This window comes from Enterovibrio paralichthyis (assembly GCF_019209835.1).
Classification (GTDB): Bacteria; Pseudomonadota; Gammaproteobacteria; order Enterobacterales; family Vibrionaceae; genus Enterovibrio; species Enterovibrio paralichthyis.
Genome location: NZ_JAHUTS010000008.1, coordinates 71,200 through 94,862 on the forward strand (window position 1 = coordinate 71,200; position 23,663 = coordinate 94,862).

General features: G+C 52.2%; 20 protein-coding genes. 18 read left to right on the top strand and 2 right to left on the bottom strand.

What is annotated here, in order from left to right:
* The first annotated feature begins 18 nt into the window (after positions 1-18).
* The 5 genes from KU854_RS11630 (at position 19) to flgL (ending at position 5,867) form a co-directional block, all read left to right on the top strand.
* Positions 19-1,110, top strand: a complete 1,092-nt coding sequence (locus KU854_RS11630; protein ID WP_218358719.1) for a flagellar basal body P-ring protein FlgI — start codon at positions 19-21, stop codon at positions 1,108-1,110.
* A gap of 3 nt (positions 1,111-1,113) precedes the next feature.
* Positions 1,114-2,094, top strand: a complete 981-nt coding sequence (flgJ, locus tag KU854_RS11635) for a flagellar assembly peptidoglycan hydrolase FlgJ (RefSeq protein WP_218358720.1) — start codon at positions 1,114-1,116, stop codon at positions 2,092-2,094.
* An 18-nt stretch (positions 2,095-2,112) separates the two neighbouring features.
* Complete coding sequence (locus KU854_RS11640) at positions 2,113-2,610, top strand: hypothetical protein (protein WP_255555533.1); 498 nt, start codon at positions 2,113-2,115, stop codon at positions 2,608-2,610.
* Positions 2,611-2,784: 174 nt separating this feature from the next.
* Positions 2,785-4,662: a flagellar hook-associated protein FlgK gene (gene flgK / locus KU854_RS11645; RefSeq protein WP_218358721.1), complete on the top strand. Its 1,878-nt coding sequence runs from the start codon at positions 2,785-2,787 to the stop codon at positions 4,660-4,662.
* Between the two features lie 11 nt (positions 4,663-4,673).
* Entirely contained in the window at positions 4,674-5,867 is a 1,194-nt protein-coding gene (gene flgL / locus KU854_RS11650; RefSeq protein WP_218358722.1) for a flagellar hook-associated protein FlgL, read from the top strand.
* Positions 5,868-5,925: 58 nt separating this feature from the next.
* Here flgL and KU854_RS11655 read toward each other — a convergent pair whose 3' ends face one another.
* Positions 5,926-6,813 carry an AraC family transcriptional regulator gene (locus KU854_RS11655; RefSeq protein WP_218358723.1) on the bottom strand — a complete coding sequence of 296 codons (888 nt, stop codon included), beginning with the start codon at positions 6,811-6,813 and terminating at the stop codon, positions 5,926-5,928.
* A gap of 215 nt (positions 6,814-7,028) precedes the next feature.
* On the opposite strand from KU854_RS11655, the gene KU854_RS11660 reads away from it, so the two are divergent.
* Positions 7,029-8,249 (top strand): sugar efflux transporter, encoded by a 1,221-nt coding sequence (locus KU854_RS11660; RefSeq protein WP_218358724.1) that lies wholly within the window; start codon positions 7,029-7,031, stop codon positions 8,247-8,249.
* Between the two features lie 50 nt (positions 8,250-8,299).
* On the opposite strand, the gene KU854_RS11665 is transcribed toward KU854_RS11660, so the two are convergent.
* Positions 8,300-10,396, bottom strand: a complete 2,097-nt coding sequence (locus tag KU854_RS11665; protein WP_218358725.1) for a tetratricopeptide repeat protein — start codon at positions 10,394-10,396, stop codon at positions 8,300-8,302.
* A gap of 467 nt (positions 10,397-10,863) precedes the next feature.
* Here KU854_RS11665 and KU854_RS11670 point away from each other — a divergent pair, with 467 nt between their 5' ends.
* The 12 genes from KU854_RS11670 (at position 10,864) to fliG (ending at position 23,623) form a co-directional block, all read left to right on the top strand.
* Positions 10,864-12,006 (top strand): flagellin, encoded by a 1,143-nt coding sequence (locus KU854_RS11670; protein ID WP_218358726.1) that lies wholly within the window; start codon positions 10,864-10,866, stop codon positions 12,004-12,006.
* A 375-nt stretch (positions 12,007-12,381) separates the two neighbouring features.
* Positions 12,382-13,521 (top strand): flagellin, encoded by a 1,140-nt coding sequence (locus tag KU854_RS11675; RefSeq protein WP_054779318.1) that lies wholly within the window; start codon positions 12,382-12,384, stop codon positions 13,519-13,521.
* 68 nt (positions 13,522-13,589) lie between these two features.
* Positions 13,590-14,012: a flagellar protein FlaG gene (locus KU854_RS11680; protein WP_218358727.1), complete on the top strand. Its 423-nt coding sequence runs from the start codon at positions 13,590-13,592 to the stop codon at positions 14,010-14,012.
* A gap of 15 nt (positions 14,013-14,027) precedes the next feature.
* A complete protein-coding gene (fliD, locus tag KU854_RS11685) occupies positions 14,028-15,395 on the top strand; it encodes a flagellar filament capping protein FliD (protein ID WP_218358728.1) in 1,368 nt (455 codons plus the stop codon).
* Positions 15,396-15,407: 12 nt separating this feature from the next.
* Positions 15,408-15,701 (top strand): hypothetical protein, encoded by a 294-nt coding sequence (locus tag KU854_RS11690; protein WP_054779319.1) that lies wholly within the window; start codon positions 15,408-15,410, stop codon positions 15,699-15,701.
* A 12-nt stretch (positions 15,702-15,713) separates the two neighbouring features.
* Positions 15,714-16,118 (top strand): flagellar export chaperone FliS, encoded by a 405-nt coding sequence (gene fliS, locus KU854_RS11695; protein ID WP_054779320.1) that lies wholly within the window; start codon positions 15,714-15,716, stop codon positions 16,116-16,118.
* Between the two features lie 171 nt (positions 16,119-16,289).
* Positions 16,290-17,759, top strand: coding sequence for a sigma-54 dependent transcriptional regulator (locus tag KU854_RS11700; protein ID WP_218358729.1), 1,470 nt, complete (start codon positions 16,290-16,292; stop codon positions 17,757-17,759).
* Positions 17,760-17,923: 164 nt separating this feature from the next.
* Entirely contained in the window at positions 17,924-18,973 is a 1,050-nt protein-coding gene (locus KU854_RS11705; protein ID WP_218358730.1) for a sensor histidine kinase, read from the top strand.
* Complete coding sequence (locus KU854_RS11710; RefSeq protein ID WP_218358731.1) at positions 18,970-20,373, top strand: sigma-54-dependent transcriptional regulator; 1,404 nt, start codon at positions 18,970-18,972, stop codon at positions 20,371-20,373. Before KU854_RS11705 ends, KU854_RS11710 begins: the two co-directional genes overlap by 4 nt.
* Positions 20,374-20,499: 126 nt before the next feature.
* Positions 20,500-20,811 carry a flagellar hook-basal body complex protein FliE gene (gene fliE / locus KU854_RS11715; RefSeq protein ID WP_054779321.1) on the top strand — a complete coding sequence of 104 codons (312 nt, stop codon included), beginning with the start codon at positions 20,500-20,502 and terminating at the stop codon, positions 20,809-20,811.
* A 15-nt stretch (positions 20,812-20,826) separates the two neighbouring features.
* Positions 20,827-22,587 (top strand): flagellar basal-body MS-ring/collar protein FliF, encoded by a 1,761-nt coding sequence (fliF, locus tag KU854_RS11720; protein WP_218358732.1) that lies wholly within the window; start codon positions 20,827-20,829, stop codon positions 22,585-22,587.
* The gene (gene fliG / locus KU854_RS11725; protein ID WP_218358733.1) at positions 22,580-23,623 is read left to right on the top strand and encodes a flagellar motor switch protein FliG; all 1,044 of its coding nucleotides are present in this window, start codon (positions 22,580-22,582) and stop codon (positions 23,621-23,623) included. The genes fliF and fliG overlap by 8 nt, the downstream gene beginning before the upstream one ends.
* The last annotated feature ends 40 nt before the right edge of the window (positions 23,624-23,663 follow it).

Below are 23,663 nucleotides of genomic sequence, written 5' to 3' on the forward strand. Positions count from 1 at the left end.
CGTTGTCGGAGATTTGACGTGAAGCATTGGCTGAAGCTTTTATTAGTAACTGTATTGGTAAGCCCGTTGGCGCAGGCAGCACGCATTAAAGACGTGTCCGAAGTGGCCGGGGTTCGTAGCAACCAACTGGTGGGTTACGGACTGGTCGTTGGTCTTGCCGGTACCGGTGAGAGCACACCTTTTACCGATCAAAGCTTTAATGCCATGCTGCGCAACTTCGGCATTCAATTGCCGCCGGGCACCAAGCCAAAAACCAAAAACGTTGCCGCAGTCGCAGTCAGTGCAGAGCTGCCGGCCTTCTCTAAACAGGGTCAGAAAATTGACGTTACTGTGTCATCTATCGGTTCGGCAAAAAGCCTCCGTGGAGGCACACTGGTGCAAACCTTCCTCAAAGGTCTGGATGGCAAAACCTACGCTGTGGCGCAGGGCAACCTGATTGTCGGTGGCTTCAGTGCGGAAGGGGCTGACGGATCTTCCATTGTCGGCAACACGCCAACCGTTGGACGCATTACCGACGGGGCAACGGTTGAACAGGAAGTACCCACGCCATTTGGCCGTGGCGACCATATTACCTTCAACCTGTTTGACTCCGATTTCACGACCGCGCAGCGCATGGCGGATTCCATCAACAGTTTCCTGGGGCCAAACACCGCGTCAGCAATGGATGCAACCTCGGTACGTGTCCGTGCGCCGCGGGATTTGTCGCAGCGTGTCGCTTTCCTGTCGACGGTTGAAAACCTGGAATTCCAGCCAGCAGATGCGGCAGCCAAAATCATTGTAAATAGCCGTACCGGTACCATTGTCGTGGGTCAAAACGTGCGTTTGCGACCTGCCGCCATTACCCACGGTGGCATGACAGTCACCATCAATGAAAACCTGCAGGTGAGTCAGCCAAATGCGCTTGCCGGTGGGGAAACCGTGGTGGTGCCGGACTCCGGGGTAGAAGTGAAAGAAGAAGATGGCCGTATGTTCCACTTCCAACCGGGTGTCACCCTGGATGATCTCGTCCGTGCCGTGAATGGCGTGGGGGCAGCTCCTTCAGATCTGATGGCAATTTTGCAGGCGCTCAAACAAGCGGGCGCGATCGACGGTCAACTGATAGTGATTTAAGCCATGAAAGCACCTTTAGACACAGGTTTTATTCATGACCTCAGCCAACTGGACGTACTGCGCCAAAAAGCGGCAAACGGCGAGCAGTCTGATGATGCGCTGAAAGCGGCTGCCGAGCAGTTTGAAGCCCTGTTTACCCAGATGCTGTTCAAGTCCATGCGTCAGGCTAACGAAGCATTCGAGTCTGATCTTGTGGATAACCGCACCTCCAAGTTTTACGAACAGATGGCCGATGAACAACTGGCGAGCGCCCTGTCCCGCGAAGGCTCGCTCGGGCTGGCGGATTTGATTGTCCAGCAGTTCAAAGGCTCGATGATCAGCGAACCGATGGATGTGGGTGCCAACAGCGCCAGTGACCGCATTCGGCTTCAGCCAACTCAGCCGAGTGCGCCTCTGTCACCGGAAGCCGATGCGTTGAAAGCGCAAACCCCGGCGTTGGGTGATGACGTGGTTATCCCAAGTGCCCATATGCTGGCGCAGCAAAATGCCACGCCCGCGCCAAAAGCGGACAAACCTTTTGAATCACCGGATGAATTTGTTTCCCGTTTAACGCCCTATGCGAAAAAAGCGGCGCGTATGCTGGGAACCGACCCGGCACTGTTGATTGCGCAGGCAGCTCTGGAAACCGGTTGGGGTAAAAAGGTGATCGCTAACGCCCGCGGTTCAAGCAACAACCTGTTTAACATCAAAGCTGATCCCCGTTGGTATGGTGGCAAAGTCGCTACCCAGACCCTTGAATTTTACGATGATATTCCTGTGCAGGAAATGGCCTCGTTTCGCGCCTATGCTTCTTATGAGGACAGCTTTAACGACTACGTCAGCTTCCTGAACCGTAATCCGCGTTACGCAACAGCATTGCAGCAAAGCGCGCAGCCTGAGCAGTTTATCCGTGGTATTCACCAGGCAGGTTACGCAACGGATCCTCAATATTCCGATAAAGTACTCAGCGTATTTAATCGTGTAAAAGGCATGATGGAGCCCTAAGCGGCCGCAGTGGCGGTGATGTCGCTGCTCGCTCTGTCTTTGAACAAGGGAAACCCGATGGCCGAGCAGCAACCCACACCGCAGCAACCCTCAGAGCCGCAATCCCAGAACATTTCCAGTTTTGCCAACGGCTCTATTCACCGCGATCCCTTTATCCGGTCTTTTCTCGACAAAACCCCAAAAGATGTCGCGGACTCATTTACCGATGCCCAACTGTTGCAATTGAAGCTGATGTTCGGCACCCGCGCCAAAGCCCGTCATGCCATTGATGTGCGTACTGTCGTGGGTGGCTTTGGCTGGAATTACTACCTGGTATTCCTGTTTGGCCGCAACCGCCGTGATTTAACCCGAGCAGAACAGAAAGCGGCGAATGCCAGCCGGATCCTGGTGATGTTGGCGGGAACCTTCGTGCTGTTTTCCATCGTCGTAACCTCGCTTTATCTGCTCAAATCCTTCCTGGGTATCGATGTGTTACCCAATTTCTCATTTGGGCTTTGGACCTGGCTGACCAGCTAGCGGCAGACCCGTAGCGGCAATCCCTTGCCTGTTGGTAAGAGAGATACCTTCAAAATGCGCAAATAAACAGCTATCTATATGAAATTTAGAGATTTAATTGTGTGGCACGATTCTTGAATTGTTCTGTGCAATAGATAATTTCGTAGGTTATGCGTTTCCGCATACGGAGGCAGAATGGGGTTTGATCTGCTGACGCTCGGTTCTCAGGGCGTTCTGACAGCACAGCGACAGCTGAATACAACGGGTCACAACATTTCGAATGTGAATACTGAAGGCTATAGCCGTCAGTCCGTTGAGCAGCGCGCGAATGACTCCGCCTATTGGTCGGCAAACCAATGGGGCGCCGGTGTGCATGCGGCCGCCGTACGCCGCAACTACGACAAATTTGCCACCAACGAATTCAACATCACCACCTCGGCACTGGCTCACGCCCAAACCCGCAACGGCCAGTTGACCCTGCTTGATGACATGATGTCCCACTCCGCCAAGAAAATTCCCGAGAACATGAACGAGTTCTATGGCGCGGTGAAAGGGCTGGCAGACAGCCCGAGTGACATGGGCGCGCGCAAAGTGGTGCTGGAAAAATCCCGCCTCGTTGCCGCAGGCCTCAACGACATTAATAACGTTCTGCAGACCCAGGAAGCAGATACCTCGGTCGAGATTGATGCCACGCTGCAACGTATGAATGATATCGGCCGTGAGATTGTCGATATCCACAAAGCGCTGCTGAAAAGTCAGGCGGTGGACAACGATCTGCTCGACCGTCACCAGCAACTTATCAACGAATTGTCTGAGTTCACTCAGGTCAGCGTAAACCAACGGGATGACGGTCTGTATAACGTCATTATCGGCAGTGGTCATACGCTGGTTTCCGGCCTGCATTCCAGTGAGCTGCAAACCGTGCCCGGCGTGCCGGATCACCAAAAACGCCGTTTGGCGCTGGTGGAAGGGAAGACGCTGAAGCCGATTGATAACAGTGATATCCGCGGCAAGCTCGGCGCCATGTTCGAATACCGTGACCAGACGCTGGCACAGGCGAGGGATGAAATTGGCCGTCTGGCGGCGGGCTTTGCCATGTCGATCAACGAGCTGCAGTCACAAGGTTATGATCTCAGCGGGCAGGTGGGTGAGAACATCTACATTGACTTCAACAGTGATGACATTGCGGATGACCGTGTAGTCAAAGGCTCAGACTCCACTGCCGAGTTGAAGGTCTACATTGACGATCTTTCCAAACTGAAAATCGGTGACTACCAGCTTAAGTTTGATGGCAGCCAGTACACCATTATGGATCCGGAAAAGAATGCCGTGGCGGTCACGCCATCCGGTACGCCGCCATCCATCAATGTCGATGGCCTGCGCATTCAGGTGGATATCGGCCTTGCCGCCGGTGAGCGTGTGATTATCCGTCCGGTACGTCAGGCTGCCGGCCAGATTGGTGTGACCATGGAAGATCCCGCGAAGATTGCCGCGCAAAGTTATGTCAGCTCGAAATCTATTCTCACCGGACAGGGCGATCTGAAGGTGTTGCAGCAAGGTGCGCAGCAGGAATTTCAGGTCGCGATTTCGCCGGATGCTTCCCAATTCGCGGTGCTGGATATGAAAGGTAATATCCTCTTGGCGCCACAGGCCTATCCGCCATCAACGCCGGTCACCGTAAACGGCACCATCTTTGAACTGAGCGGTGGCGCAGCGCCGGAAGATTTGTTTGCTGTCAGCCTGCTGCCCGCAGACGGGGAAAACGGCAACCTTATCCGTATGCAGCAACTGCAGACCCAAAAGTTGATGGACGGTGGCCGCTCCAGCCTGATTGATGTTTTCGAAGGGTTAAACACCGACCTTGGCGTGCAGAAGGCTTCTTTCGCCCGCCTGGAAGATGTCAGCCGTGTTGAGCACGACGCAGCAGCAGGCCGTGTGGCGGAGATTTCGGGGGTGAACCTCGATGAAGAAGCGGCCAACATGATGAAATTCCAGCAAGCCTATATGGCGTCGTCGCGCATCATGACGGCAGCCAACGAAACCTTTGAAACCCTGCTGAATGCAACCCGATAAGGATCTGAGTGATGATTAGCCGTATTGCCAGTTTTCACAATTACCAGTCAGTGTCCAATGACCTGATGCGCCAGCAGGTGAAGTTGCAGGATAACCAGGATCAACTCGCCACAGGCAAACGAGTGTTGACGGCGGGGGATGACCCGGTGTCGTCTATCTATATCCAGAACTTCCGCCAGCAGGACAAACAACTCGACCAGTATGTCGACTCCATCACCCTGGCGCGTAACCGCCAGACCCGTGCCGAAATCGCGGTGGATGACGCTGAGCAGCTGGTTGACAGTGCCAAGCGCAAAACCATGGAAATGATCAACGGTTCGTTGTCTGAAGATGACCGCACTGCGCACAAACAGGATCTGAAAGGCCTGTACGACAACTTCATGAACCTGGTCAATGCCAAGGATGAGTCCGGCAATTTCCTGTTTTCCGGTACCCAGTCGAGCAAGCAACCGTTTTACCGTGATGGTGCTCTGAATGTGCGTTATGCCGGTGATAGTTATCATCGCACGGCACAGGTAGCGCCGGCGGTTGAAGTACAGACCAGCGATCCGGGCGATCAGGTGTTTATGGAGATAGAAAACCCGTTTGGTGACTATCAGCCAGAGTACGATCTGCAAAGCGGCTCGCTGCTTTTGCTGGCGAATGCGCGCAACACTAACAACGCTGACAATTCTGAATATGCGGTGAGCTTCAGTGTGGATGGCAACGGCCAGACCATGTATGAACTGACGCAGGATGGGAATGTGGTAAACAGCGGTGTGTACGACCCGCAAAACGGTGTGCAGTGGGGCACGGTGAGCATGAGCTTTGAGGGCGAAATGCTGGATGGCGACCGCATCGTCCTTGAGCGTCAGGGTACTTTCAATGTGTTTGATGCGTTTAAAAGGGGTATTGAGCTTTCCGACGAAAGCATTTTCAATGCGTCAGCCACCGCAGAGTTACATCAGGTAACCGAACAATTCGCTGGGGCCTTTAAACATCTCAACAAGGCACGTTCAGAAATCGGTACCCGCTTGACGACGCTCGACAGGCAGGAAAGTATGCACAAGGATTTCAAACTGGTGCTGAACCGCTCGCTCGGTACCATGGAAGATCTGGATTACTCGACGGCAGTGATCGACATGAACGAAAACCTGCTGGCACTGCAAGCCTCGCAAAAGGCGTTTTCCAAAGCCAAAGAGCTGACCCTGTTCAATTACGTGTAATCCCAATCGGTTCCTACTACCTATAGCCCTGGGCTCTGGAACGGGAACCGTCATCTTCCTACCCAAACAACTTCCTAAATTCGGTCGGTGTCATGCTCTTTGCCGCCTTGAACTGGCGGTTAAAGTTCGACAGGTTGGTAAATCCTACCTTTTCCGCTACCACAGAAACTGGTTTATTTGACCGCACCAACAGTTCACAGGCCTTGCCGAGCCGGTAGTTCTTCACGTAGTCGATAAAACTGTCGGCAAAATGTTTCTCAAACATCCGGTAGACGGAACTCTCGCTCATATGCAGGTGTTTGCATATGTCCTGGACGGAAATTTGCGCGTGATAATGCTCGGCGATAAACTGCTGCGCTTTTTCCAGCTTGTCGAGGATGGGCGTGTCTTTTGCCACGTAAAAACAATACGGGCGGGAGGTCAGCGTCTGCGCCGATTTGTCTTCACAAAGCAGCATAAGGATTTCCATCACCCTGACAAACTGGGCGACGGGTTTAAGCTGCGACGCACCATTCATCAAAGGGTACAAGGCTTCAAACGTTGCTTTTGACAGCTTCAATCCTTTGTTGGCGCGTACCAACATGTCACTGACGGTAGACAATGCCGGCACGGTGACCACCAGGGACTGAATCCAAGACTGATCAAGCCAGAGCACATGCGAACTACTCGGTTGCTCCCGCGTTGCCGTGGATGCTGATCGGGTAAGCATGTGCGGTAAGCCGGGGCCGGTCAGGTAGGCATAGCCGTGTGCAGCCTCGCCGACATAGTCATCAATGATGATTTTTCCCGCGGAAACATCATGCGGGTCAAAGTACAGCACCAGTTCAATTTCGTCGTGGTAATGCCAACCGCACGGCACGCCGATAGTTGGCTCTGTGCAGTGGTAGTCGGCAAAGTGCCAGCTGGGGCTGACCGCTTTTTGAACACGTTCAATGGTAGGTTTCATGGTGCTGCTTCATTGGATGATGATTGTCGCTGAAACCATTTTTACCCAGTTTGTCAGTGAGTTGGAAGAAAATGAATGAATAGTATCAGCGGTTGCTTGATAGCTATCACACGGGATGCATATTTGTCCCTAAACTGCATCACAATTAAGAAATTTCCAAACGCGCCGGAGTCCGGCCGTCAGAGTAAGAACACAATCCTTGTGAGAAAAGACAAATGAAAAACTACGTTAGTTTTTTAACCAATAAAGCATCGCTTTGCTACTTGCTGGTCTGCCTGTTTGCAGGTCTTGGCGGCGGCTTTTTCTATCCATTATTAGGGATTTTTGTTGTCGATGGATTGCACGCGACACCACTCCAGATGGGTGTGTTTCTCGCGATTTCAATTTGCAGTGGTGTGGTGGTTTCGCAACGCATCGCCAAACTGTCTGATGTGGGCTGGGATCGACGCCAAATCATTTTGCTGTCTCAGAGCGCCTTTATTGTCGTGATGTCCCTGTTTATGGTGATACGCGATTATTACCTCGCGCTGGTGGTGATGATTTTCATCTCAAGCATCACAGCGTCATCCATGCCTCAGACCTTTGCCATTGGCCGAGAGTATGCGGATAAAAACCTGGGCGATAACAGCACGCTGTTTGTGTCGCTGATGCGCGCCATGATGTCCCTGTCATGGGTGATTGGCCCGCCGCTGGCGTTTATTTTGTATGATGCGTTTGGCTTTAACGGGGCATTCCTGTTTGCTGCGACAACCATGGCGATTTCTATCTGCATCGTTTGGAACATGTTTCCGGCGGCAAAAATCAAGCAAGCCAGTGTTGAGGGTGTGGCCGAGATCCGCCAGTCATGGCGTAAAATTCCGGGTGCACCGCTGTATCTGGGCGCGGTATTCATGCTGTTCTTTGCCAACAATATGTACGTGATGTCGCTGCCTTTATATGTCACGAAGGAGCTTGAGCTGGCAGGCTCAGTGGCAGGCCAGTTACTGGGGTTGGCCGCTTTTGTGGAAATTCCTGTGATGGTGCTGGCCGGTCTCTGGGCGGCGAAGGTCGCGCCGCAGCGCCTGATGGTATTGAGTGCGGCATCCGCTTGCCTCTTTTATACCTTGCTGTTTAATGCCGATTCCCTATGGCAAATGTACGCCCTGCAAATTTTGAACGGTATGGCGGTAGGTATCAGCGCGAGCCTGGGCATGGTGGTTATCCAGAATAAGATGCCGAACCAGATGGGCGTGGCAACCACGCTGTTTAACAACGCAATCATGATTGCCAGCCTGGCATCAAGCGTGACCGTGGGGGTGGTGGCAGAGCTTTACAATTACCATATGGTGATCCTCGCCATGCTGATGGCAGGGACTGGTGCGTTTTTCCTGCTGTTGCTCTCAGCGCGGGAAACAAGGAGTACGCCATGTTCTGCCAACCTGATGGCAGATGCGTAAAAGACAAAGGTCAGCGTTTGCTGACCTTTTTTACATCTTGCTGCCAGAGGTTAGATTGCCTGGATCTGGCGTGCGATGGTTTCCAGCAATGGGTATTTGTTTTCCAGCATAGGCGGGTAGAAGTAACCCAGCTCGGAATCGCTATTAAGCGTCTGTGGCTGGGTGAAATCTGACGCTTCTGTACCGGCAAAGAAGACATGACAAGGGGTGCCGACAGCAGTGGTCAGGCGGTGAACTGCGGTACCGGCAGTGACCACAGCGTCCAACGCTTTGATCACAGCGGCAGTGCCTTCAAAATCATCACGCAAATCCAAACCATCAAGCTGCACAATGCGCACGCCGGAAAGCTTTTCTATCTTGTTCAGCTCTTTGCGGCAATCACCGTATTGCAGATTTACAAACACAGTGTCCGGGCACTGCTTAACCAGATGCGCGGCTTCTTCAGCCACCAGATAGTGGATGTTCCGTGTTGCCGCCGCCAGGCCGCTTCGCCAGCAAATACCCACCAGTCTGGCGTCTGGGTTCGCTTTGCGAAGCGCTGCTACCTGTGACTGCCAGTGCGCCTCGGTTTCCTGCGCCAGCTTGATATACGGAGACTGGTAAATATGGCGGCCAAAGTTGGCAAAGCAAATTCCGGCAAGGCTGCCACCGGCAACCCAGGCGGTAATGTCAGACAGGACAGATTCCGGAATATCAATGTCCTGACCATGATCCCGTTTCACCGGCACCATCACCGCTTCCGGATACGCGCGGGAAAGGATGTCTTCCAGACGCGGATCGCAGGCAACATACACCTTTTTGGCATTCTCCAGCACCATTGCCAGATTGTGGAAGTAGAGGATTTCATCCCCCACGCCTTGCTCAGGCATCACCAGTACTACATCGTCTTTCGGGCGTTCAAGATTCCACTGTGGAACATTGCCGTTGTACTGCAGGCGGCGGTTACAGGTGATACCCAGTTCGTTGGCGCGGTAATAATTTTCCCATTCACCCAGGGTGCGGTAGACAAAGCTGATATTAAAGCCCGCTTCGATATCCTGCGGATGTTGGGCAATGTACTCTTCCAGCAAGGCTTTCGACGTGTTGGCTTCACCTTTGTACCAGAGCACTTCCGCTAAATACGTGGAAAGGCGCTGTTTGTTTTCAGGTGTTGCCACACGGGCAGCCTGCTGGATGTGCTTTTGACAGGCGGTAATAGCTGCCGGGGTAAAGTTGTGGCGCGCACGCAAAAGCTGGAAACTGGCGGTAGCGAGGCGGTTCAGCAAATCGGCATCTTCAGGGTGCTGTTTGATAAAGCCGCTTGCCTGACGGTAAGCCTCCAGCCAGTTTTGCTCCTTTTCAAAGCTCAGAACCAACAGACGGCAGAAGATGGCATCCTCTGGCCAGTGCTGCAGTCCAAACCGGGCATGGGTACGAGCAGCCGGGTAGTCATCAATTTTGATAGCGCTGTGGCTGAGCAGGACGACGGTCTCTTTATCCGAATTATCTTGCTCGAAGGCGCGCAACAAGTGCTGGCGTGCCAGCCCGTATTTTTCCTCACCCAGATAAATTTTTGCCACCCCCAGCAGGGCTGCGGGCACATCTCCCGCCACATTCATGACGGCATTAAATAAGAGCTTGGCCTGGTCGAGATTGCCGGTTGCCACCATTTGCCCTGCCAGTGAGAGGGTTTCCTCCACTTCCTGCTTCAGGGCGCTCTGTTTTTGTGTGGAAACGGCATCCATTTGCTTGGCTGTGCGACGACTTTCGCCGCGTTGCCCGGTCGCCGCGGTAAGTTGTTGCCGCAGCGCGAGAAGCTCCTGGTTGGTCGGGGCAACATCCAGCAAGGCATCAACAATTTCCAGCGCTTCTTTATTGGCACCGTGTTGAGCCAGTAAGTGAGCCTTATCAAATAAAATTGAGGCATCACCCGGTGATACCGACAGCGCGTGGTCGAGCTTTTTCAGCGCGGCTTGCCATTGTCCTTCCTCGCTGTCGAGAACGGCAAGCACCTGCAGCACAGGCACTGCATCCGGTGCATGGTTCAGGATTTGTTCGAATACTTCGCGGGCTTCACCTTTTTTCTGGTGTTGATAGAGCGAAACGCCATGCTCAAACGCCTGTTCCAGTGTCATTGCACTTTCATTGGTCTGGGTGGGATTGGTCATATCGGATCCGTGTGGTTGTGAACGCGAATTGTGCTTCTTTTATTTCCTGTGTTGTTCAGCAAATACCGTGCCGAAAGGCGCGTCATTACTGGAAAAAACGCTTTCTCCCTGTTTCGGCGGCAAAAATCGACCTGCTTTATTTATGAGTCACCACTCTTATTTATAGGATCTGGTGCTATGTTTATGAAGAGGCAATTAACGGGGCGGCAATTTGCCGATTTTCTTGAGGGAAAAATGAAAAATTTGCCGTTTTAGCGATCTCTCCCCGCTCTGTTTGCTTATAACTTAATGAAAAATAAGACTTTCCAAAAATTGGCATGCAAATTGAATATGATTGGGCATGAGGTGGCATTTCTGAGATGGCACCGTTCCTGAAAACGAATTGAAGGCTGGTCCCGCTTAACAATCGGACTTTTTGTCGCGGGTAGGCTGTTTCGCAACAAACGCGAAAGTCAAAGGAGAGCAAAATGGGTGTAACAGTTAACACCAACGTGTCTGCGATGACTGCGCAGCGTTACCTGAATAAGTCGACAAATGAGCTGAATACGTCGATGGAACGCTTGTCGTCTGGTAGTCGGATCAACAGTGCGAAAGATGACGCCGCTGGTCTGCAGATCTCAAACCGACTCATTGCCCAAACGCGTGGTCTGGATGTTGCGATGCGTAATGCCAACGACGGCATTTCAATTGCACAAACCGCAGAAGGTGCGATGCAGGAATCGACCAACATTCTGCAACGTATGCGTGACCTGTCCCTGCAGTCAGCAAACGGTGCCAATGGTTCGGAAGAGCGTAAAGCGATTCAGGAAGAGGTGGCAGCACTTCAGGACGAACTTAACCGTATTGCTGAAACGACAGCATTCGGCGGTCGCAGACTGTTGAACGGTTCATTCGGTGAAGCATCATTCCAAATCGGTGCGGACTCCGGTGAGGCAATTATCATGGGCCTGACCAGTATCCGTGCAGATGATTTCCGCATGGGCGGCACTGAGTTTGTGGGCACTCAAAGCAAATCCGCGGGTTGGGAAGTGTCCGGCACAGCGGCAACGCTGACCATGAACTTCACAACCAAAGCGGGTAACACCATCAATATCTCTATCGACGCCAAAGCCGGTGACGATATCGAGGAAGTGGCGACCTTTATTAACGGTCAGTCTGACGAGATGGTGACGGCGTCTGTCGACGATAACGGCCAATTGCAGATCTTCGTTGCAGAAGAGAAGCTGCAGGGCAATGTCACCTTCGGTGGCGGCCTGGCAACGTCACTGGGCTTTGTGACCGGTGCGGGTGCAGCAGTCACTACGCAGGACATTAACGTAAGTAATGTCGGTGGTGCGCAAATGGCGGTGGGTGTGATCGACTCTGCGATGCAGTATATCGACAGCCAGCGTGCAGATCTGGGTGCGAAGCAAAACCGACTCAGCCACACCATCAGCAACTTGTCGAACATTCAGGAAAACGTGTCTGCGTCTAACAGCCGCATCCGTGACACCGATTTCGCCAAGGAAACGACAGAGCTTACCAAAGGCCAAATCCTGCAACAGGCAAGTACCTCGATTCTGGCGCAGGCCAAGCAGCTGCCTCAAGCGGCACTCAACCTGCTTCAGTAACCGGTTACCCGGCATTAGAAAAAGCGGCAATGGTTTGCCGCTTTTTTTGTGTTCAATTTCAGGTGGTTATCATCTAATCTCTCGTATTTCCCTATCTTTTGTGCCGTTTTAATTTCCCGCTATTTCAATGCCTTGCCTCTATTCTCCCGAAATTTTTTATTTGCCTGCCTAAAGTTTTCCCCGTCGCGGGCGAAAACTACAGGTAGCACCATGATATTGCACTGTTTCTCCCCAGATTCTGGGGTGTGAAAAAAATAGGAAAAAAGGTGTAAAGGTTTTTCCAAGCGTGCCGTTACATGGGTTGTGAGAGATTTAGAACTGGTTTTCCCTGGGTTGCTGGGCGGAAGCCGGACTTAGTACCAAAGGAGAATAGTTATGGCTATTACAGTAAACACTAACGTGCCTGCAATGACCGCTCAGCGCTACCTGAACAGCTCAACTGATTCGTTGAACGCGTCAATGGAACGTCTGTCTTCAGGCTTCCGTATTAACAGCGCGAAAGACGATGCAGCAGGCCTGCAAATTTCTAACCGCTTGATTGCACAAAGCCGTGGTCTGGACGTCGCAGTACGTAACGCCAACGACGGTATCTCCATGTCGCAAACCGCTGAAGGTGCGATGGAAGAATCAAGCAACATCCTGCAACGTATGCGTGACCTGTCGCTGCAATCTGCTAACGGTGCGAACGGTACCGAAGAGCGTAAAGCGATTCAGGAAGAAGTAGTTGCCCTGCAAGACGAACTGAACCGTATCGCAGAAACCACCTCTTTCGGTGGTGCAAAACTGCTGAACGGCACCTTCGGAACCAAAGCGTTCCAGATTGGTGCGGATGCCGGTGAAGCCGTGATGATGGACTTCAAAAACATCCGTGCTGACGAAGCGATGATGGGTGGTGCAACGTACAAAGCGACTGTTGCTGCATCTGTAGACATGGCTGCGTGGACCGCAACTGGCGGCGCTACCCTGACCATGAACATCACTAACGCCGACGGTTCAACTGCAACACTGAACATCGCTGCGAAGGCAGGCGACGACGTTGAAGAAATCGCGACCTACATCAACGGTAACGCAGACAGCAAAGTTTCTGCATCTGTGTCTGAAAACGGCGAGCTACAAATCGTTTCAGCATCAGGTTCAAGCGTTGCGTTCTCTGGTGCACTGGCAACTTCACTGGGCATGGCAGGTGCAGCGAAAGTTGACGAAACTATCCAGAACGTTGACGTGAGCACCGTGGGTGGTTCTCAGAAAGCGGTTGGTCTTATCGATAACGCAATGCAGTACATCGATTCACACCGCGCAGAACTGGGTGCGAAGCAAAACCGTCTGAGCCACGCGATTGCAAACCTGGACAACATCAACGAAAACGTGAGCGCGTCTAACAGCCGTATCCGTGACGTTGACTTCGCGAAAGAAACTACACAGTTCACCAAATCTCAGATCCTGCAGCAGTCTGGTACGTCTATACTTGCACAAGCGAAGCAAGCGCCGTCAGCTGCACTGAGCCTGTTAGGCTAATAGATAGTAGCCATTACTGACGGTGAGCTTGCCACTCACCGTCAATAGCTAACAGGAGGTGAACTACGATGGACATATCATCCGTTTCGACGTCATCCCTGTCTCATGTGACTCCACAGTCAGGCACGAAAGTTGCTAGCAGTAAACAATCTGTGGAGGGGACCCAACCCAACATCACGAACCAGCAGAAGATGGCTGAGAGTGTTGAAAAGCTGTCACAGCGTCGTGTTGAACAGGCTAACCGCCTTGAAGATACCCGCAAGCTGCAACAGGATCAGCTGGAAATGCTGGTAGAGCGACTGGATGAGTTTGTGTCTACCTTTAACAAAGGCTTGGCGTTCCGACTTGATGAGGATACTGGAAGAAGCGTTATCACTGTTTACGAAATGAGTAGCGGTGACATCATTCGCCAAATCCCTGAAAAAGAAATGCTTGAGCTGGCACAGCAACTGTCCCTTCATGCGAGGGGGCTGGTTGCAGAAAAGGTATAAATGAGGTGAGTTAAAATGGGTTTAAGCGCGACCGGCCTTGGCAGTGGAATGGACATCAGTTCCATGGTCAACAAAATTGTTGAGGCAGAGCGTGCGCCCAAACAAGAGCGTATCGTCAAGGGGTTAAACGATGTTGAAACTAACATCAGCGCTTACGGTAGACTCAAAACCTCCCTCGATACGATGAAAGATATGATGTATGACTTTCGTCGTAACAACACCTTCGCGGCGCGGAGTTCAGTTTCGGATAACCCTGAAACTGTCTCCGCCTCCGCTGACCACCAAGCCGTAACCGGCGTCTATTCCATCGATGTTCAGCAACTCGCCCAATCCCATAAACTGGTTTCTGACGGTCTCAACCCGAAAGCGAAATTCGGTGAAGGACAACTGGTGTTAAGCCTGGGTGGACGCAGTGCGACCATTGATATTGAACAAAGCAAAAGCTCCCTGCTGGATATTGTCCGCACCATTAACAGCCATCCTTCCAATCCAGGCATAAAAGCTTCTGTCATCAATGACGACAGTGGCGCGCGCTTGATTCTGGGCGGGGACAAAACCGGCAAAGGCAACCAAATTTCTGTCGCGGTAAACGCGCCGCTCACCAGCCCGCTAATGGCAATGGAATACAAACCGGGCGCAGAAATGAACGCCATGAATGAAATGCAGTCAGCAAAAGATGCGCGCATTGTCATTGATGGACTTGCCACGGTTTCCAGCGGCACCAATACCTTCTCCGACGCGATTCGTGGCGTCGAGATTTCGGTATCCCAGCTCACCAAGGCAGAAGATGGTCCGGTGACCGTGACCGTCGATGAAGACCGCGACAAAGTCAAAGCGTCGCTGGAAGAGTTCGTGGATGCCTACAACGCTTTCTACCAAGTCACCAAAGCGTTGGCAAAATACGACCCGGAAACCCAACAGGGCGGCCCGTTAGTCGGCGACAGTGTCATCCGCTCCGCGGTGAGCCAGATGCGCTCCCTGTTTTCAACCCCGATTGAAGGCGCGCCGGATTCACTTAAAACCCTTAGCGAGCTGGGGATTGCGACCACAATGGATGGGCGGCTGGAAATTAACTACAGCATGCTCGACAAGCAATTGACGCAAAACTTTTCTGCGTTGGAAGGCTTCTTTGGTGGCAACGACGGTTTTGCGCGTAAGGTTGAAGAAACTGTCAAAGATTTTACCGGGATAGGCGGGGCAATCCGTAACCGTGAGTCTACCTTGGGTGATCGCCGCATGCGCCTTGAAGATGAGCAAACAAAACTGGATCGCCGTATGGAAGATCTGGAAAACCGCACCTTGCGGCAGTTTTCTGCCATGGATAACGCCATGGGCGAAATGCAGTCTCAATTGGCTGCTATGCAAAACATTATGCCGGCGTAGGAGTGATCTAAGATGGATTCGCTTCTCGCCCAGCTAGATCAGATTGATAGCGATCTTATGACGCTACTCAGTCAAGAGGTGGTCAATTCAGATGAAATGGCACACTTATTGAATGAAAGAAAGGATTGTCTGGTACAGATCACGACATTGCCGGTAGCGCCGGAAAAAAATGCATGGACGAGCGCAGTCGCTCGCACCGAGCAGATACTCAATCTGATAAAAGCGCGTCGTGATGGTGCTGCCGCCCATGCCAGTCGATACATTAAAGGGCGTAAGTCAGTACAAATTTACAAAAAATTCGAGTAGGTGAGGATAGTTATGAGAGGGTCACTTCAGGCCTACAAAAAAGTATCAATTGACAGTCAGCTGAGCGCGGCATCACCACACAAGGTGATTCAAATGCTGATGGCAGGTGCAATTGAACGACTTATTCAGGGAAAAGCAGCCATGCTTCAGGGCGATATTCCTATGAAAGGGGAACGTCTGGGTAAAGCGCTGGACATCATTATCAGTCTGCGTAGCTGTCTTTCAATGGATGATGGTGGTGAAATTGCCTCCAATCTGGATGCACTTTACGACTTCATGATCCGTCAAATTTCTGAAGCGAACAGAGACAATCTGGATGCACCTATCGATGACGTGATTGATATTTTGCGCGAAATTAAGTCAGCTTGGGATCAAATACCGGCTGAGTATCACAATATCACTGCTGCAGACGCCTAAAACCCGTCACTTTCACTACAATCTAATCTGTCTTGGCACTGGAGTCACAGCTTTATTGTGTCTTCGGTTGCCTTATGTCCACCAATAAATACAATAGCTGGATTATTTTGTCACAGACGCTATTATTTGCGCCGGTGACGCAGATGGTTTCGGGGCAGATATATCTCACACATGCAAGGTTTAACGAAAATTCTTGTTATCGAGGATGATGAAAAATTTCGTCACGATTTAGGCGTTATCTTGGAGTTTATTGGTGAGCAATACCTGCTATGTTCAACCACTGAGCTGAATGATACGCACTGGAAGCAGGCCGAGGGTGCCTGTTACTTGGGTAACATTCATACACCCCAGCGTTTATCTCAGGTTATCGATAACCTAACAATTAATAACCATATTCCGGTTATTGCACTCGCCAAACATAAAGCAGAGCTTGCAGGCTTGCCTAATTTTGTCGGTGAACTGGAATTGCCGTTAAATTACCCACAACTGTCAGATGCATTGCGTCACTGTCAGGAGTTCTCGGGTAAACGCGCATTTAATATCCCACAACTTAGCCGAAAAAATACGCTATTTCGCAGCATGGTTGGCAGAAGTGAAGCCATTGCTGATGTCCGTCATCTGATAGAACAGGTTGCAGGCACCGAAGCCAGCGTTCTGATTCTGGGTGAATCGGGCACGGGTAAAGAAGTGGTGGCGCGTAATATTCATTATCATTCATTGCGTGGCAAAGGACCGTTTGTTCCGGTCAATTGCGGCGCTATCCCACCCGAATTGTTGGAAAGTGAGCTGTTTGGCCACGAAAAAGGCGCGTTTACCGGTGCGATTTCTGCACGTAAAGGGCGTTTTGAGTTGGCTGAAGGCGGCACACTTTTCTTAGATGAAATCGGTGACATGCCGCAACCAATGCAGGTAAAACTGCTGCGTGTGCTGCAAGAGCGCTGTTTCGAACGTGTGGGTGGAAACAAAACCATTCAGGCCAATGTGCGTGTGGTTGCTGCAACGCACCGTAACCTGGATACCATGATTGAAGAAGGCTCATTCCGTGAAGACCTTTTCTATCGCCTGAATGTGTTCCCAATTGAAATGCCTGCACTGCGTGAACGTATTGAAGATACGCCACTGTTGATCCAGGAACTGATGGCGCGTTTGGAAGCGGAAGGGGCGAGCCCTGTCCACTTGACGCCACGCGCAATTGCATCCCTGATGGAACACGACTGGCCGGGTAACGTCCGTGAACTGGCGAACCTGATTGAGCGCATGGTCATCCTTTATCCGGGTCAGATGGTTGATGTTAACCGCCTACCGAAAAAGTACCGATACAGTGACATTCCTGAATTCCAGCCGGAAGCCATGCCGGTAGAAGACTGTGAACTGATGGAGCGCGAAGCGCTGCATGCGGTCTTCTCTATGGATGATGAAGATATGCCGGGCTTTTCCAACAGTACTGCGCCATCCGGTCTTCCACCTGAGGGTGTTGATCTGAAAGCGATGCTGGCCGATCTTGAAGTGGATATGATTCGCCAGGCACTGGAAGCGCAAATGGGTATCGTTGCCCGCGCTGCAGACATGCTGGGTATGCGTCGTACCACCTTGGTCGAAAAAATGCGTAAGTACGGCTTAAACAAAGAAGGCATTGTTTAACAATTCAGCCGCCTTTGGTGAAAAAGAAAGCGAAGTCAAAAAAATGACTTCGCTTTTTTATTTGTTTTGAACCTAACTTACTGAAATATATCTATTAATAATTGGCACATTATCTGCTTAACCCCCGTTTAGCGTCAGAAAATCAGAGCTGAATAGTGGGCATTATGGAAGCCAATAACTCGCCACTCGGAACCGTCGACCAACAGGTTCTTCGATACAAACAGGTACTGGATGTTATGCCAGCGGGCGTCATCCTGCTCGACCCATTTGGTCGTGTGGCAGAGGCGAACCCCGAAGCCCACCGCTTACTTGGTGCGCCACTGGAAAACGAGCGCTGGGTGGATGTGATTAACCGCGCTTTTGCTCCCCGCGATGATGATGGCCACGAAGTCTCACTGCGAGATGGACGCCGGGTAAAACTGGCCATTTCCGCGTCAGATTCCGGCCAGCTCATCCTTATCACTGACATGACAGAAACCCGCTTGCTGCAGTCACGGGTCAGCGATCTGCAGAGGCTGTCGTCACTCGGAAAAATGGTGGCATCTCTCGCTCACCAGGTGAGAACCCCGCTGTCTAGTGCCTTGCTTTATGCCGCCAACCTAGGCGCCCCCAACCTTAATGAACCGACGCGCAAGCGTTTCCAGGTCAAGCTGGTCGACAGGCTGCACGATCTGGAAAAGCAGGTGAACGACATGCTGCTGTTTGCCAAAGGTGGCGACAACAAAGTGGTGAACACCTTTACGCTTGAGCATCTGCTCAACGAGTTTGAGCCCATGGTGGAAGCGCTGGTAAGCAGTCAGCAGGTAGATTTTGAAATCAACTGTGATGATGAATCCCACTCACTGCTGGGTAACGTCAATGCGCTCGCCAGTGCCCTGTCCAACCTGGTGATAAATGCCATACAGGTCGCCGGTAAAGGCTGCAAAGTGGTGGTGGACGCACGAGAAATCCAGGGCAAGTTGTTCCTTTCAGTGGCGGACAATGGGCCGGGCATCGCCCCTGAGTTGCAAAGCAAGATTCTGGAACCCTTTTTTACCACCCGACAGCAAGGTACCGGACTGGGGCTCGCTGTCGTTCAAATGGTCTGCCATGCGCATAAAGGCAGGCTGACACTGCAATCACAACCGGGCCAAGGCGCCTGTTTTACGCTCTGCCTACCGCTGGCAGAACACTGCGATAACGCGCAGGTAGAGGTATCAGGAGAAGCACAATGAATCAGAGCAAAGTACTTATCGTTGAAGATGACGAAGGTTTGCGTGAAGCCTTGGTCGATACACTTGCCCTGGCGGGATACCGCTGGCTGGAAGCAGACAGTGCCGAACAAGCCCTGCTGCTGCTGAAAAGTGAATCGGTCGATATCGTAGTCTCTGATGTTCAGATGGCGGGGATGGATGGCCTTGGGCTGCTCCGTAACCTCAAGCTGAACTACCCGAATCTGCCGGTGTTGCTGATGACAGCGTATGCAAACATCCAGGACGCTGTGGCCGCGATGAAAGAAGGTGCCATCGATTACATGGCAAAGCCCTTTGCGCCGGAAGTGCTGCTCAATATGGTCAGCCGGTATGCGCCGGTAAAAGCGGACACCAACGACGCTGTGGTTGCTGACCCGAAAAGTCAGGCGTTGATTGCACTGGCAGATAAAGTGGCGAAGACAGATGCCAACGTCATGATCCTAGGCCCAAGCGGCTCGGGTAAAGAAGTCATGGCGCGCCATATACACCGAAATTCCAATCGTGCAGAAGGCCCGTTTGTGGCAATTAACTGTGCAGCTATTCCTGAAAACATGCTGGAAGCAACCCTGTTCGGTTACGAAAAAGGGGCGTTTACCGGAGCTGTACAGGCGTGCCCGGGTAAATTCGAACAGGCACAGGGCGGTACCATTTTGCTTGATGAAATCAGTGAGATGGATTTGTCGCTACAGGCCAAACTGTTGCGCGTACTGCAAGAGCGCGAAGTGGAACGTTTGGGCAGCCGCAAGAGCATCAAACTTGATGTGCGCGTGCTGGCGACCAGTAACCGTGACCTTCGCCAATATGTCGAAGAAGGCAACTTCCGCGAAGACCTTTACTACCGCCTGAATGTATTCCCAATCGCCTGGCTGCCCCTTTGCGAGCGTCCGGGAGACATCGTGCCGCTGGCCCAGCACCTTTTACAACGCCACTGCTGCAAGCTGGGACAGGCCGTACCGCAACTGACAGAAACCGCGGCTGAAAAACTGCTGCAGTATCGCTGGCCGGGGAACGTGCGCGAGCTGGACAACGTTATGCAACGTGCTCTGATCCTTTGCCAGCAACAGATTATCGATGCCGGTGACATCCTTCTTGAAGGTGTCGACTGGCTGGATGCCGGCAGTCTGCAGTCGCTGGTGGCGGGCAGTGAAATTGCGCGTCCGGTGATTGAGCCGCAGGCGATGGTTTCAAGGCAGCCGGTTCCTTGCGCAACAGACAGTCTGGGCAGTGAACTTCGTGATCAGGAATTCGCCATCATTCTCGACACCATCCGTGCCTGTGAAGGTCGCCGGAAAGAAGTGGCAGAGCGTCTTGGCATCAGCCCGCGCACCCTTCGCTACAAATTGGCGAAAATGCGTGATGCCGGGATCGACATTCCGCAGTGAAGCGATGCTAATTATTGAGTGACTACGTTATAATGGCTGGCTTGATAATTGCATAAATAGTAATCAACGCACCCGGAACATCAGTAAATACGGGAATTGCCAAAGTTTTGACAGCGAGGATGACCCATGAAAATTAACCCGATGCAGCATGAAATGCAGACCATGGCATTGGAAGCTCAGAACACAACCCGAGCAGCAACTGGTCAACAAGTGTCTCAAGACTTCAGCGAATTGCTGACTTCGGCAATCAACCATGTAAACGGGCTGCAGAATGCTTCCAGCGATCTCGCGACCCGTTTTGATCAGGGTGACCGCTCCGTCAGCCTGTCTGACGTGATGATTGCGCGCAACAAGTCCAGCGTGGCGTTTGAAGCAACGGTTCAAACCCGCAATAAGCTGGTTGAAGCATACAAAGAACTGATGAACATGCCTGTTTAATGTAGGACGTGACCCGTGGCGCAAGATAACGACAACACACAACTGGCAGTATCGGAAGGGGCGGCAGCACTGCCAGCCACTACCGATGGCGGTTCTTCATTTTCTGATCCGGATATGACAGAACGCGATGTAACGCCGACCGGCCCGCTCGGTGGTGTGGATATCGCCCGTCAGGTCATCCTTGTTGCAGCCATTGCCATTTGTATCTCCCTTATTGCGCTGCTCTTTATCTGGGTTCAGGAACCTGAAATGCGTCCGCTCGGCACCTACGAGACGGAAGAACTGATCCCGGTACTTGACCACCTCGACCAACAGAAAATCGAATATACCCTGGAAGGCAACACCATCCGTGTGCCGGTCAAAGAGTATTCGACGATCAAGCTTAACCTCAGCCGCGCTGGACTGAACTCCGCCAGTGAAGAGGGTGACGATATCCTGATGCAGGATATGGGCTTTGGTGTTTCCCAACAGCTGGAACGCGAGCGTCTTAAACTGAGTCGTGAGCGTCAGTTGGCTGCGGCCATTGAGAAAATCCGCGCTGTCAGCAAAGCACGTGTGCTGCTGGCCATGCCAAAACAGAGTGTGTTCGTTCGCCACAACCAGGAAGCGTCTGCCACTGTTTTCCTGACCGTTCGCGGAAATACACAACTGGGACAGGAAGAAGTTGATTCAATTGTCGACATGGTCGCTTCTGCGGTGCCTAGCCTGAAACCTTCCCGCGTGACCGTGACTGACCAGCATGGCCGTTTGTTAAGCTCCGGCAGTCAGGATCCGATGGCGTCACAACGCCGCAAAGAATACGAACTTGAGCGTAAGCAGGAAGAAACCCTGCGTGAGAAAATTGACGCTATCCTGATCCCGGTGCTGGGTCTGGGCAACTATACCTCGCAAGTGGATGTCACCATGGATTTCAGCGCAGTGGAAGAGACCCGCAAGCGCTTTGATCCTGCAACGTCTTCCACCCGCAGTGAATTTACCCGCGAGAATTACAACAACACGGATTACGTTGCCGGTGTGCCGGGAGCGTTGAGCAACCAGCCTCCGGTGGATTCCTCCATCCCGCAGGATGTGCAGGATCTGAAAAACGGTGGCTTGGGTGACAAAGGCTCCCTGAGCCGTGAAGCGACGCGAAACTACGAACTGGACACCACCATCAGCCACCGCCGTGCCCAGACTGGCACCGTTGCGCGCCAGACCGTATCGGTAGCCGTTAACTACATTGAATCCACCAACCCGGAAAGCGGCGAAGTCGTCCGCACCGCAGTGGGTGAGGCTGAGCTTGAGAAAATCCGCCGCCTTTTGATTGGTGGCGTGGGCTACTCAGAAATGCGCGGTGACATTCTGGAAGTGATTTCTGTGCCGTTTGCAGTGCCGGAAGTCGAATCCATTGGTGACATTCCTATTTGGGAACATGAGAACTTCAACGACTGGGTCCGTTGGCTCGGTGCGTCGCTGGTCATCATTGTGGTGGTGCTGGTATTGATTCGCCCTGCGATGTCCAAACTGATCAATCCGCACAAAGAAGAAGATTCTCTGCTTGGTCCGAATGGCGAAATGTTGGGCCCTGATGGCCTGCCACTAAGCCCGGACGACGACATTGGCCTGATTGGTGCCGATCTGGATGGTTCGCACAGCTTCGGTATGAGCTCTTCGAACCTCAACTTGCCGGATCTGCATAAAGACGAAGACCTGCTTAAAGCAGTCCGTGCACTGGTTGCCAACGAACCTGATCTTGCAGCTCAGGTAGTGAAAAGCTGGGTGAGTGATAATGCCTAAAGAAGACGATAAGCGCCCCGCGGGCCAGGAATTTGATGTAACCCAACTGTCGGGTATCGATAAAGCGGCGATTTTGCTGCTCAGCCTGACGGAACAGGATGCGGCGAGTATTATCCGCCATCTGGAGCCGAAACAGGTCCAGAAAGTAGGTGGTGCTATGACCCAAATGCAGGACTTGAACCAGGAGAAAGTTGCGGCAGTACACCGTGCATTCCTTGAAGATATCCAGCGCTTTACCGCCATTGGCATGGGCAGTGAGGACTTTGTCCGGAACGCCCTTATTGCTGCACTCGGTGAAGACAAAGCTAACAACCTGGTTGACCAAATCCTGCTGGGCAGTGGCTCCAAAGGTCTTGATTCGCTCAAATGGATGGATCCGCGTCAGGTGGCATCCATCATTCTGAACGAGCACCCGCAGATCCAGACCATTGTCCTGTCTTACCTCGAGCCGGAACAGTCTGCGGAAATCCTTACCCAGTTTGCAGAGCGCGATGCTCTTGACCTTGTTATGCGTATCGCCAACCTTGAAGAAGTTCAGCCTGCTGCATTGAGCGAGCTGAATGAAATCATGGAGAAACAGTTCGCAGGTCAGGCTGGTGGACAGGCAGCGAAAATTGGTGGCCTGAAAGCTGCTGCCGACATTATGAACTACATGGACAACGCGATGGAGTCGGCGCTGATGGAACAGATCAGTCAGAACGACGAAGAAATGGCATCGCAAATTCAGGATCTTATGTTCGTGTTCGACAACCTGTCGGACGTGGACGACCGTGGTATCCAGACCATTCTCAAAGACGTACCGCAAGAAGCTCTGCTCAAGGCACTCAAGGGTGCAGAGGAAGGGCTGCGCGACAAGATTTTCCGCAACATGTCCAAACGTGCAGCGGAAATGTTGCAAGACGATCTGGATGCAATGGGACCGATTCGTGTGGCCGACGTGGAAGCAGCGCAGAAAGAAATCCTGTCTGTTGCCCGCCGTTTGGCCGATGCCGGCGAAATTATGCTGAGCAGCGGCGGTGCCGACGAGTTCCTTTAATTAGACAACAGCAATACATCTTCACAGAGTCAGGTAAGGT